Raw genomic sequence first — 11,706 nt, forward strand, 5'->3', positions numbered from 1 at the left:
CGCTTGAGAGGAGAGCGACAATGACCAACAGCAATTTCTGGGTGATCGGCGGCGAGTTCGGTTCGATGAACTTCCACAAGCTGGTGGAAGGCTCGGCCCAGGTTCGAGGCCCCTTCAAGTCCCGCAAGGAAGCCGAGGACTGCTGGAAGGAAGTGTCGGAAGAGAGCCGCCACAAGGCCGGCGTCCGCTTCTCGATCGTCGAGGAGCCCTCGCGGGTCTCGGCCTGACGGCTAGCCTCCTTTAATCAAGAAACGTCCAAGGACGGATGGTCCCATCCGGCGCAAGCCGGGTGGGACCGTCTGTTTTTGGCACAGGCGAGCCGGCTGTGGGCAGGTTAAGTCTCTGGAATTGTGGTCCCTTTGCGGGAGGATTGGTTGCTGATAGGTTAATGGCGGATAGTCGAGGACAAGGCCGACAATGTCAGAGCCCGAGACCAGCGGGACCCATCCCAGCCAGCCGCGCCCGGTGCGGCTGCGCGACGCGCTGTTGCGCGCACGGATCGAGGCCGCGGACCGTACCGGCGTGGTGGTCGACCTCAGGGATGCCGAGGTGGCGCGGCTGGAGATCCTCAACGACGCGCTCGATCCCCTGTTCGCGCAGGTGCCCGACAAGATCGACCTGTTCGACCGCGGCGTCAGCCAGGGCGATACGCCGCGACTCTGGATCGATGTCGTCGCCCACATCATGATGGGACGCGACAAGCGGATGTATCGCTTCGTCCAGGACACCCGCTTCGGCCGCATCGTGCTCGCCGAATCGCACGACACCGCCGCGATCGTCGAGGCCGTCACCGACTATGTCGCGCGCCGCATGATCGAGCGCGAGCATGCGATGGTGGTCCTGCCCGAGCCGAAGCCCGAGGCCGCGCCGCCGCCGCGCCGCTCGCGCGTCTGGCCGTTCGTGTTCGGATTTGTGCTCGGCGCCGCCGCGCTGTTCGGCGTTGCCGTGCTGGCGGCGCTGCAGAGCTGGTGACGGTTTTTCCATCGTCATTGCGTTGAACTAGCCCGTGTACTCATAAAAGCATGTCGGCTCCTGAGGGCCGAGCGGAAATCTTCTGATAGGCAAGAGCATTCCTGCTTGTAACCCTGAGCGGACATCCGGTGAAAGCGACGGCCGCGATCAGTGGCTTAAAGCTGCGTCAGGGTCTTTGTCGGTACGGCCCGGAGGCTCATGTAGGGCAACTTCCCAGCTTTCAAATGGCGGATCGACTACGTATGTCGGATCGACGTAGGTGCGAATCCACTGGGCGGCCCGTCTCTCTGCGGCTCTGGCGTTCAGCTCCTGACCGGATTCATCCATGCGAAGGACGTTGGCGTAAATAGCCATGGCTGCTTCGAGCGCCGATGGTTCTCGGAATATGCAGGAATAATCGAAACCCTCTAGAAGCGGATAACCAACACTTCCGTTTGCCAGCCAGAAGCCGAGTGTACGGAGCGCGCCGCTAACCGAATCTCCAAGTCTGGCCATTCACGCCCCTCACAATAAAGTCGCCTCTCATATCAGGCTAAGCCTCCGATGTCGTCTGTTGGCCCTCGGCTGAACAACAAACGGGCCGCCCCCATGTCGGCTGTCTGCGGGAGACCGGGCGTTATAGATGGTTGCGTTGAAGGGCGCTCCTGACCCAACGCAGACATTCCATTGATTTGATGCAGTTGAAAATATAGTCCCTTGACGATGCTCCCAGCCGGCCCGATCTTTCCGTGCTTGCTCAACGATAGTAGATCGGAGCGGCTCATGGCCAACTTGGCAGCCAACAAGCAGAACGTGGTCGAATTTTATGATCTGATGTTCAACAAATGTCAGCCACGCGAAGCGGTAGAGCGCTACGTCGGGGCCGAATATGTTCAGCACAACCCTCACGTCGCCACGGGCAAGCAGGGCTTCATTGATTATTTCGAGCGGATGGCTCGCGAATATCCCGGCAAAACCGTTGAATTTAAGCGTGTGATCGCCGAAGGCGCATACGTCGTCCTCCATTGCTTCCAGCATTGGCCCGGCGACAAAGACTACGCCGGAATGGACATTTTCCGACTTGATGACGATGGCAGGATCGTCGAGCACTGGGATGTGCTGCAAACCCTTCCCGAGCACTCCGCAAACGCAAACGGGATATTCTGACGCCAACTGAAGATCATCGTGCCGCGCTCTTTGGATTCTACAACGGCGCCGTTCCAAAGTCCGTTGTTGGCCCATCGGCGACCTTCAACGATGTCCGTACGCGCCCTAAATCAACCTCGCATGCTTGATCTGCCGGATCTGAAACCCGGATCCGAGTCCCCGCACCGTCTGCTCGCAGCGCCAGCCGGCATTGTCCTTTTCGATCGTGAACAGATTATACGCCGCCGCCGGGTAGCGGCCGTGCGCGAGCGCGGAGGCCGACGGCACGCCGAGCGCGGGAATGTTGCCGTTGGGGCCCTCGAACCACATCGTCGAATGAATGTGGTCGTGCCCGTGCAGGATCAGCTCGACGCCGTGGCGCTTGAGCAGCGCCAGCAGATCGGCGGAGTCAGTCATCCGCTTCTGGCGCGCATCGGACTTCAAGGGATGATGCACCAGCAGCACGCGGAAGACGTCCTCGGCAGCGAGACGGTCGAGGACCTGCGCGAGGGCTGCGAGCTGATCGCGGCCGAGCGTGCCCGTCGCCATCAGCGGCAGGGTCGGCACCGCCGTGGACAGGCTGATCAGCGCCAGCGGCCCGCGCCGGCGCAGGGACGGAAAGCCGATGCGGCCGTCGTCGCCCGCAAGATAGGGCGCAAAGCTCTCGCCGAAGCGGTGAGAGGTGGCCTGGACATAGGCGTCGTGATTGCCGGGAATCGTGGTGACGCGGTCGGGCGGGCCGACGCCGTCGAGCCAGGCGCGGGCAGGCGCGAACTCGGCCTCCAGCGCCAGATTGACGAGATCGCCTGTGACCGCGATATGGTCGGGCGCCTGCGCCTTCATGTCGGCGACGAGCGCGTCGAGCACCTCGCGGCGTTGGTATTTGTGGCGGTTGCGCGTCCAGTTGACGTAGCCGAGCGCGCGCTTGCCGGCGAGCTCGATCAGCCGCGGCTTCGGCAACGGCGGCAGATGCGGGTCGGACAGATGGGCGAGCGTGAAGGGGGCCAGCGTGTTGTGAGTCATGGCGCGCGATTGCCTCGCTATTCGTCCGCTGTAATGGCAAGGTCGCGAGGACTGTGCAAGCGGGGCCCGGACAGGGCCTCTTGGGAGGGGCTTGGAAGTTCTCTTGGGAGCCTGATGGGGAATCGTCTGAACAGCGTCCGACGGAGATTCGAGCCGCTGCTGCGGCGGATCTTCCACGCCTGGTTCCTGCTCGTCCGCGGCATGACGCTCGGCGTCCGCGCCGTGGTTCTGGACTCCGAGAACAGGGTATTCTTGGTCAGGCACAGCTACGTCGCCGGCTGGTATCTGCCCGGCGGCGGCGTCGATCTCGGCGAGACCATGGAGCAGGCGATGCGGCGCGAGCTCAAGGAGGAGGGGGACATCGATCTCACCGCCGAGGCGGTGCTGCACGGCATCTTCCTCAACAGCCACGTCTCCCGCCGCGACCATGTCGCGGTCTACGTGGTCAGGCAGTTCAGGCAGGATCGCCCGCCCGAGCCCAATTACGAGATCGTCGAATGCGGGTTCTTCGCGGTCACGGCGCTGCCCGAGGGGACGACGCCCGGCACGCGGCTGCGGATCGCGGAAGTGCTGGACGGCAAGCCGCCGATCGCGACGTGGCGGTGAGGGCGATCTGTGCTAGTAGGTTGCGCTCACGCCCCGGCCGGACGCCACGGAGACCGGATGAAGATCCTCAAATTTGCCTTTTGCCTGATTTGCCTGCTGATTCTTGCCAGCAACATTTTGATGATGTCCCGGTGGACCGAGGCGCGCGGCGTCAATGATGACCTCTGCTATCTGCGTCAGGCCCATCTGTTCCAGCGTTTCGGCCTGGGTGGACTGGACACCGATATTTCGCGGAATGACGACCACTTCATGGAACGCAAGTTGAAGGAGATCAACTACCCCGACGTGAATGCGCCGCCGTGCCATACCTCGCAGCCAAGCGGCAAGCTCGTGCTGCAATATCCGCCGGGCACCGGCTTTCTGCTCGCGCTGTTTCCGGAGGGACATCAGGTGGCACCCCTCTATGTCATCGCCAACCTGATCGTGTGCAGCCTCGCACTGTTCGGCATCTTCCTTGCTGAATCACTTCCCGCGGCATTGTGCGCAGGCCTCTTCGGCGCGCTCGTGAACTACCTCATGATCAATCCGGCAAAGGCCAGCTATTCAATCGCGCCGACCATGGTGATCTGCGCGATGACGGGCTATCTGACCGCGCTGTGGCTGACCAGGCGTGAGCGTGATCTGCGGCCGGTCATTCTGATCGGCCTCCTGCTCGGATTGTCGGTCAATCTCAGGTTGCCAAACCTGTTCCTCGTTGCGGGCTACGTCCTGTACCTCGGCATCACGTTCCTGCAGTTGCGCAACGGCGCGACATTTGTCCGAGGCCTCGTGTTTGGCGTTGCGTTCGTCGCGGGCATGGCGCCGACGCTGATCGCCAATGCGATCAATGCCGGCAGCCCTGTCGCGACCACCTATGGCGCCGGCGATGTCGCCCCGCCCGAATTCAACATTGAGGTGCTCGGCCAGTACCTTGGAGACACGCAGTTGGTCCTGATCGTGCTGGCGATCGGCTCGACCGCGTGGCTGTTGCGGATGGGAAAGGGCGGCGCGCGCCACGTCGCCCTTGTCGTCGCCGGCAATCTGCTGGTCAATCTGATCTTCTTCCTGAGCCACCCCGTCTTCACGCCCTACTACGTCGTGCCGATCGCGATGCTCTCCTTGTGGAGCGTGTCGTTTGGTCTGCTGATGCAGTCGGAGGAAGCCGCGAAGCGTGTTCCGCCCGCGCAGATGGCGAGGGCGGGGCGTGCAGCGTGAATGGGCAGGCGACGGGGGCTGGGCAATGACGCGGTCGCAGCTTCGCATTGCGGTGCTGGTGCCTTGCTACAATGAGGAGGCGGCGGTTGCGACCGTCGTTGCCGATTTCCGCAAGGCGTTGCCCACGGCCGAACTCTACGTCTATGACAACAATTCGACGGATCGCACGGTGGTTGTTGCGCGTGAGGCGGGGGCCATCGTGCGCAGCGAGCGCCGGCAGGGCAAAGGCCATGTGGTGCGCCGCATGTTTGCCGATGTCGAGGCGGACATCTACGTGCTCGTCGACGGCGATGCGACCTATGATGCGCCAAGCGCGCCGCGCATGATCGATGCGCTGCTCGACGACCATTTGGACATGGTCGTCGGCCTTCGCGTCGATCAATCGCAGGCGGCTTACCGCCGTGGTCACCGCGCCGGAAACCGGATGCTGACGCAATTCCTGGCGTGGACCTTCGGACACGAGTTCGAGGACATCCTGTCCGGCTATCGCGTGTTCTCGCGCCGTTTCGTCAAATCCTTTCCGGTGCTGTCCGATGGCTTCGAGATCGAGACCGAGCTCGCGGTCTATGCGCTCGAACTTTCGCTTCCGGTCGCCGAAGTCAAGACGCCCTACTACGAGCGCCCCCAGGGCTCCTTCTCCAAGCTCAACACATGGCGCGACGGCTTCTGCATCCTGGGTACCATGTTGAAGCTCTATCGCTCGGAAAAGCCGTTGCGCTTCTTCCTGGCGATCGGGGGCCTCCTTGCAGCGGTGTCGGTTATCCTTGCCGTCCCAATCGTGATCACCTTCATCGAGACCGGTCTGGTGCCGCGCCTGCCCACTGCCGTCCTGTCCATGGGGCTGATGATCACGGCCCTGCTCGCGGCCTCCTCGGGCTTGGTGCTCGACACCGTGACACGTGGCCGGCGTGAGACGAAGATGCTCGCCTACCTGTCCCAGCCGTCGCTCAGAAGGGACTGAACCTGCCGTGCCCGGACGCGCCGCGGCAGTGGACCGCGCCTGGACTTGAGATGGAAGTGACGGCCCGTGCACTTTATTTGATTTGTTTCGATGAGAATTTCACGCATGAACATTCGTATGTCAGCGCTTCTGGACCGGCTTCTCGTTCCGAAGAATCGCGCGGTCGACCTATTCGTTATCCTTGGTTTCTCTTTCCTGTTTTCATACCTGCTGATCGGCAGGCAAGTTCAGTCGGCCAATTGGGGGATCGTCGACGACTCCGAGGTGTTTCTGTTCCTCGGGCAGAACCTGCACCTATCCGCGTCCGATATCTGGAGCACGCTCATCAACAAGACCGAGGTTGGTCAGCACGTCGGACGGTTTCGTCCCACTTTCTATTTTCTCAAGGTTGTCGAGGCGTGGCTGTTTGGTGCCAACGTTCATCTTTGGTATTTCGTCAACACGGTTTGCTTCGCGCTGTTTCTGGGCGCCCTCTGGCGAATAACCTCGCGCTTCGTCGACTTGTGGTTGGGAGGCGCGCTGGTCGCGTACGTCGCCTTGCAACCATTATGGGCCCATATCTTTGCCCGACTCGGACCGTCGGAGATATTCGGTGCGGCTTCGGTCGGACTCATGGTCCTTGCCGCGGATGCGGTCTTATTCGGAGAGCGATCCTGGGTCAGGAACGGCGGTGCCATCTCGATGACGGCTGCGGCAATGGTGCTCGCCGGCCTGAAGGAGACGTTCTTGCCGCTCGCGCTGGCCGGCCCTGCGCTTGTGTTCGCCCTCGCGGCCGTGAAGAAAAAACTCCCTGTTTACCTGATGGCCGTGCTGGCGCTGTTGACTGTCGCCTGGGTAGGGGCAATTGGCTGGGTCGTATCAAAGGAGCTGAGAGCGGCCGGCGGCGTCGATTACAATGCGAAATCCGTCGGCCCTGGTGCGACGCTGATCTTTGGGGTCGTCGGGCTGTTCGATGCCTTCGCGCGTACGTGGTGGATATGGATCCTCCCTCTCGCTTCCATGCAGCTCCTGAAGTTGGTTCCCACGAAGACTTTGAGGGAGTGGATCGCGAGCTCGTGGACCGGATTTTCCGTCTACGCATTTCTGATCGTGATGTACGCCGCACAATGTGCGCTCTACCGCATGTCGTTCCCGCACAATTCGCGATACGACTTTCCCGCGATGCTGCTGGTTCCGCTGACGGGATGCCTGCTCATCTGTGAAGTCTTTCGCCGGCTTCGCGATCGCCATCCGGAAAGTGTCGTTCGTCTCGTTCAGTTTTACGTCGCTATCTTCATTGTGTTTGCAATGATGACGTCGACTGTAGGTACGCGCTTGCCGATCGCGACGGCGGTCAGGAAGAACATCGAAGTCACCAGCGCCTTCTTCGACGAGGTTCGTCGCGCAGCACTTGCCGCAAGAAATGCGCCGGATCACCCGATCATCCTCGATGCCTACGGGCCGGCGGCTTACGAGGGTGTCTTTGCATTGCCGAGTTACCTGAGAGCTCTGGGGGTGACCAACACCCTCTCATTGCATTTCCATCCCGACCCGAATGCCCGCGGTGCGCTCTATGATGGCCTTCAGAAGAGCCTGTCCGAGCTGGAGACGACCGGAGATGGTCAGCTCGTTCCTTTGCGGACGATTTCATCGGGTTTGTCCAAGGGATGCCTGAGCATCGGCTTGTATGGCCCCCCGGATTCGGGTTGTGCAACATTCAAGATCGATGGCAATTAACGATCGTCTGGGGTTGAAAGCGATGCAGGTCTCACGCGAGTCCAAGTCCGACGAGTTCGTCTCGATCGTGGTTCCGTGTTTCAACGAAGAGGCCGGCATTCGTGAGTTGCTCGCCCGGTGTCGCAGCGCCGCGAGCGACGCGGTGGGTGAACGATACGAAATCGTTCTCGTCGACGACGGATCGGCGGACGGTACCTGGCGAGCCATTCTCAACGAGATGGACGCGCATAGCGACGTGATCGGGATCAGGTTGTCTCGCAACTTCGGGCATCAGATTGCTCTTACGGCCGGGTTGTCAGCGGTCAACGGCACCGTGGTCTTCGTGCTGGACGCCGATCTGCAGGATCCGCCTGAATTGTTGAAGCCGATGCTTCGACACATGAAGGAGACCGATGCCGACGTTGTCTACGGCAAGCGAAAAAGCCGGGTTGGTGAAGGGCGGTTCAAGCGCGCGACAGCCTCGATCTTCTACCGTCTCCTGAGGGAGGCCACGGATGTCACCATTCCGGTCGACACCGGAGATTTCCGTCTCATTTCGAGGCGTGTTGCGGACATTATTGCGCGTATGCCCGAACGCGATCGTTTCATCAGGGGAATGGTCGCGTCTGTCGGCTTCAGGCAGGCGCCCTTCGAATACGATCGTCAGGAACGATTTGCCGGAGATTCCAAGTATCCATTGGCGAAGATGATATCATTTGCGATCGATGCGTTCCTTGGCTATTCGATGATATTATTGCGTTTCGCTTCGCTTGCGGCGCTCGCAATGCTCGTCGTTCTCTGCGTCGTTATTCTCTATTCGCTTTATGAGTGGCTCTACGGACGCGTGATACCGGGCTGGACGAGCCTCATGATCATCATCGCCACCGCGTCGTTCTTTCAGCTGGTCGCGCTCAGTATCATCGGAGAATATGTCGGGCGAACGTATTTGGCGACAAAGGAGAGGCCGCTCTTTATCATCGACGAAATCAGGCGAAGTGCCGGGGAGCGTGATCTGCCCGGCGATTCCACGTCGCCGTCGAGTTAGTCTCATGGCTGTCGTGGCTCGCGCCGAGGCCGGCACCGTTCGCGGCAATTCTGAGCGACAAGGCGCGGGGGCCGCTCACCGATAGACCGCGGCCTTCCGAGATGCTATCCCGTTTTGCAACATGACCGATCTCTCGCTCACCATCCTTCCCGAAGCTGCCGGCGACGCCCAGGCGATCGAACGGCTGCACGAACGTACCTTCGGCCCCGGCCGCTTCGTGCTCAGCGCCTACCGCATCCGCGAGCACGTCGACCACCTGCTCGAATTGTCCTTTACGGCCCGCATCGGCACGCTGCTGGTCGGCTCGGTCAGGCAATTGCCAATCCTGGTCGGGGAGACGCCGGCCCTGCTGCTCGGGCCGCTCACGGTCGAGCCGCCGTTCCGTGATCGCGGGATCGGCCGTCTCCTGATGGAGCGCGCGCTGAAAGACGCCAAGGCAAAGGGCCATGCCATCGTGCTGCTGGTCGGCGACGAGCCCTATTACAGCCGCGTCGGATTCAAGCAGGTCGCCAAGGGCCGCGTCACCATGCCGGGCCCGGTCGATGCCGCGCGCATCCTGGTGTTCGAGCTCGTCGACGGCGCCTTCGAGGGCGTGTCGGGGCAGGTCGGCCCGGACTGGAGCAAGGCGCGGGCAGGGTAGGCTACCACGCTCTCATACGGAGTCTCGACAATGCAGGTGCGGCCCGCTGATGCCGGTGAGATCGATCATCTCGCGCAGCTGTGGCACGGTGCCTGGCATGGCTCGCATGCCTCGCTGGCGCCGCCCGAACTGGTCCGTCTCCGCACGCTCCCGAGCTTTCGCGACCGGCTCGCGGTCATGCTTCCCAATATCAGCGTCGTCGGCCCCGGTGCGCCGCTCGGCTTCTGCGCCATCAGGAGTGACGAATTGTACCAGCTCTTCGTGGCGTCCCAGGCGCACGGCGCGGGCGTAGCTGCGGCGCTGATCGCCGATGCGGAAGCACGGCTCGCCGCATGCGGCGTCGAGCTGGCGTGGCTCGCATGCGCGGTCGGCAACATGCGCGCCGCGCGGTTCTACGAGAAGAGCGGTTGGCACAACGCCGGCACCTTCGTGATGCTGTCGGAGACCTCGAACGGGCCTTTCCCCGTCGATCAATGGCGCTTCGAGAAGCGGCTGACGCGCTCAACGTGAGCGCTTGCCGCTTCACCTCGCAATGACGGTGTGGAGCTGGCCATCCAGGCCACGACGCGCCCCTTCTTTTTCCAATCCCTTTTGTCTCTTCGCACGAAAATGCTTCGCGCTTGGCTTGCATCGGCTTGCCGATGAAGCTCAAACGATATTGCCTCGCAGGCAACAATCGTTGCTTCACTGATGGAGATGACGGCGGCGCAACAGGACCTGACGATGAGCGCGGCCGGGTGACTCGGCGAGAGACGCCCAGTCCGGCCCATTCAACGCGAACAAACAAGGAGGCCTATCATGGCAATCAAAACCGTCGTGCTCGTGCACGGAGCTTTTGCGGATGGCTCGTGCTGGGCCAAGGTCATTCCTCTTCTCACCAAGCGGGGCTTAAAGGCTGTCGCGGTTCAGAACCCCCTCAGCTCCCTTGCCGACGACGTCGTCGCCGTTCACCGCGTCGTCGACATGCAGGACGGCCCGGTGCTGATGGCCGGGCACTCCTGGGGCGGCGCCGTCATCACCGAGGCCGGCAATCATCCCAAGGTCAAAGGTCTCGTCTATATCGCGGCCGGCGCGCCGGACAGCGGTCAGTCGTTCGACGCCTGGTGGAAGCCCTACAAGCCGGCCCCCGGCGCAGCCGAGATCAGGCCCTACGGCGAAGGCTATGTGGCGTTGACGCAGGAAGGCGTACGCAAGCACTTCGTGCAGGACATTCCGACCGACGAAGCCGACATCGTCTACGCAACGCAGGGCCCGCTGGCGGTCAGGTGCTTCGGCGACAAGATCTCGACGGCGGCGTGGCGCTCGAAGAAGTCGTGGTACATCGTCGCAGCCCGCGATGAGACCATTCCGCCTGATGTAGAGCGCGACTCGGCGAGCCGCATGGGCGCCGAGACGCTCGTGCTCCAGAGCTCGCACGTGCCGATGCTGTCCCAGCCCGAGGTCGTGTCCGAATTCATCGCAAACGCCGCCGGCTCCATCAAAGACTAGTGGCGGCGCTGGTCCGCCCATGCAGCTCGTCGCGCTCAAATATTTCGTCGCGGTGGCGGATCACGGCAGCTTCAACGCCGCGGCCGAGCGGCTGGGCGTGACGCCGTCGACCCTGACGCGCAGCGTCGACACGCTGGAGGACGATCTCGGACTGACCCTGTTCGAGCGGAGCCGGCGCGGCGCCGTGCTGGCTCCGGGCGCCGCATCGGTCCTTGCCGAAACCCGGCGTATGCTCGCCAGCCTCGAGGCGCTGACTCAGGCTGCCGAGGGCGCGGCGCGCGGAACGACCGGAGAGCTCAGGCTTGGCGTGCGCTCTCCGCCGCTCGGCGAGCCCTTGCGCAGCATGCTGGCGCGCTGGCGGGCGGATCATCCGGGCGTGCGGCTCATCATCCACGAATTGTCCGACCACGACATCTACGCCGAGCTCAACGCGCGCCGGATCGATGTGGCGCTGGTGCCGAGTTTTGCGCCATGGCCAAGAATCGTGATGGAGCCGCTCTATCGCGAGCGGATGGTGGCGGCGGTGCCGCAGGATCACGCGCTCGCCGGGCGCGATAGCTTGCGATGGTCCGATCTGCGCAACGAGACGATCTACGTGCAGGAATGGCCGCAAAGCCACGCCATGCGCGAGTTCTACGCCTCGATGATCGGGATCGGCGTGCCGTTCCAGGCCCAGCCGGCCGGCAAGCAGACGGTGTTCAGCCTCGTCGCCGCGGGTTTTGGTGTCACGCTGGCGCAGCAGAGCCAGGCCGAGATCTCTTTTCCTGGCGTGGCATTCAGGATTGTCGACGAGGCCAACGCGCAGGTCGAATTCAGCCTGGCCTGGCCGCGCGAGGCCGCGGGCGCGTTGATCGGGCGGTTTCTGACGTCGATGCGAGCCGGCGCCCTGGATGCCGGCTCGGCTGCAAGATGAGTTCGTTGCAAGGGCTCCTCGCAATGACCCTCGTCGGCCCGATG

The 11,706-nt window shown here is 62.6% G+C and carries 14 protein-coding genes; 12 read left to right on the forward strand and 2 right to left on the reverse strand.

Annotated elements, in window-relative coordinates; all coding sequences use genetic code 11:
• Positions 1 to 20: 20 nt before the first annotated feature.
• On the forward strand, positions 21 to 227 hold the full coding sequence (locus I3J27_RS08425) for a DUF4170 domain-containing protein (RefSeq protein WP_270167653.1): 207 nt from the start codon (positions 21 to 23) through the stop codon (positions 225 to 227).
• Between the two features lie 190 nt (positions 228 to 417).
• On the forward strand, positions 418 to 972 hold the full coding sequence (locus tag I3J27_RS08430; protein ID WP_270167655.1) for a hypothetical protein: 555 nt from the start codon (positions 418 to 420) through the stop codon (positions 970 to 972).
• 147 nt (positions 973 to 1,119) lie between these two features.
• On the opposite strand, the gene I3J27_RS08435 is transcribed toward I3J27_RS08430, so the two are convergent.
• Positions 1,120 to 1,467, reverse strand: a complete 348-nt coding sequence (locus I3J27_RS08435) for a DUF7677 family protein (protein WP_270167657.1) — start codon at positions 1,465 to 1,467, stop codon at positions 1,120 to 1,122.
• A 267-nt stretch (positions 1,468 to 1,734) separates the two neighbouring features.
• Between I3J27_RS08435 and I3J27_RS08440 the strand changes: the two genes are divergently transcribed.
• On the forward strand, positions 1,735 to 2,118 hold the full coding sequence (locus tag I3J27_RS08440) for a nuclear transport factor 2 family protein (protein ID WP_270167659.1): 384 nt from the start codon (positions 1,735 to 1,737) through the stop codon (positions 2,116 to 2,118).
• Positions 2,119 to 2,223: 105 nt separating this feature from the next.
• Here I3J27_RS08440 and I3J27_RS08445 read toward each other — a convergent pair whose 3' ends face one another.
• The gene (locus I3J27_RS08445) at positions 2,224 to 3,105 is read right to left on the reverse strand and encodes a metallophosphoesterase family protein (protein WP_270172632.1); all 882 of its coding nucleotides are present in this window, start codon (positions 3,103 to 3,105) and stop codon (positions 2,224 to 2,226) included.
• Between the two features lie 129 nt (positions 3,106 to 3,234).
• Between I3J27_RS08445 and I3J27_RS08450 the strand changes: the two genes are divergently transcribed.
• From I3J27_RS08450 to I3J27_RS08490, 9 genes are all read left to right on the forward strand, one after another.
• Entirely contained in the window at positions 3,235 to 3,726 is a 492-nt protein-coding gene (locus I3J27_RS08450; protein WP_270167660.1) for an NUDIX domain-containing protein, read from the forward strand.
• 57 nt (positions 3,727 to 3,783) lie between these two features.
• Entirely contained in the window at positions 3,784 to 4,920 is a 1,137-nt protein-coding gene (locus I3J27_RS08455) for a hypothetical protein (RefSeq protein WP_270167662.1), read from the forward strand.
• A gap of 25 nt (positions 4,921 to 4,945) precedes the next feature.
• Positions 4,946 to 5,881, forward strand: a complete 936-nt coding sequence (locus I3J27_RS08460) for a glycosyltransferase family 2 protein (protein ID WP_270167664.1) — start codon at positions 4,946 to 4,948, stop codon at positions 5,879 to 5,881.
• A 105-nt stretch (positions 5,882 to 5,986) separates the two neighbouring features.
• Positions 5,987 to 7,597: a hypothetical protein gene (locus I3J27_RS08465; RefSeq protein WP_270167666.1), complete on the forward strand. Its 1,611-nt coding sequence runs from the start codon at positions 5,987 to 5,989 to the stop codon at positions 7,595 to 7,597.
• Positions 7,587 to 8,621 (forward strand): glycosyltransferase family 2 protein, encoded by a 1,035-nt coding sequence (locus I3J27_RS08470; protein WP_270167668.1) that lies wholly within the window; start codon positions 7,587 to 7,589, stop codon positions 8,619 to 8,621. The genes I3J27_RS08465 and I3J27_RS08470 overlap by 11 nt, the downstream gene beginning before the upstream one ends.
• A 121-nt stretch (positions 8,622 to 8,742) precedes the next feature.
• Positions 8,743 to 9,261 (forward strand): GNAT family N-acetyltransferase, encoded by a 519-nt coding sequence (locus I3J27_RS08475; RefSeq protein ID WP_270167670.1) that lies wholly within the window; start codon positions 8,743 to 8,745, stop codon positions 9,259 to 9,261.
• A gap of 30 nt (positions 9,262 to 9,291) precedes the next feature.
• Positions 9,292 to 9,771, forward strand: coding sequence for a GNAT family N-acetyltransferase (locus I3J27_RS08480; protein WP_270167672.1), 480 nt, complete (start codon positions 9,292 to 9,294; stop codon positions 9,769 to 9,771).
• A 288-nt stretch (positions 9,772 to 10,059) separates the two neighbouring features.
• Positions 10,060 to 10,749 (forward strand): alpha/beta hydrolase, encoded by a 690-nt coding sequence (locus I3J27_RS08485; protein WP_270167674.1) that lies wholly within the window; start codon positions 10,060 to 10,062, stop codon positions 10,747 to 10,749.
• 19 nt (positions 10,750 to 10,768) lie between these two features.
• Positions 10,769 to 11,662, forward strand: coding sequence for a LysR family transcriptional regulator (locus tag I3J27_RS08490; protein WP_270167676.1), 894 nt, complete (start codon positions 10,769 to 10,771; stop codon positions 11,660 to 11,662).
• Positions 11,663 to 11,706 lie beyond the last annotated feature (44 nt).

Origin of the sequence: Bradyrhizobium xenonodulans (assembly GCF_027594865.1) — a bacterium.
GTDB lineage: Bacteria > Pseudomonadota > Alphaproteobacteria > Rhizobiales > Xanthobacteraceae > Bradyrhizobium > Bradyrhizobium xenonodulans.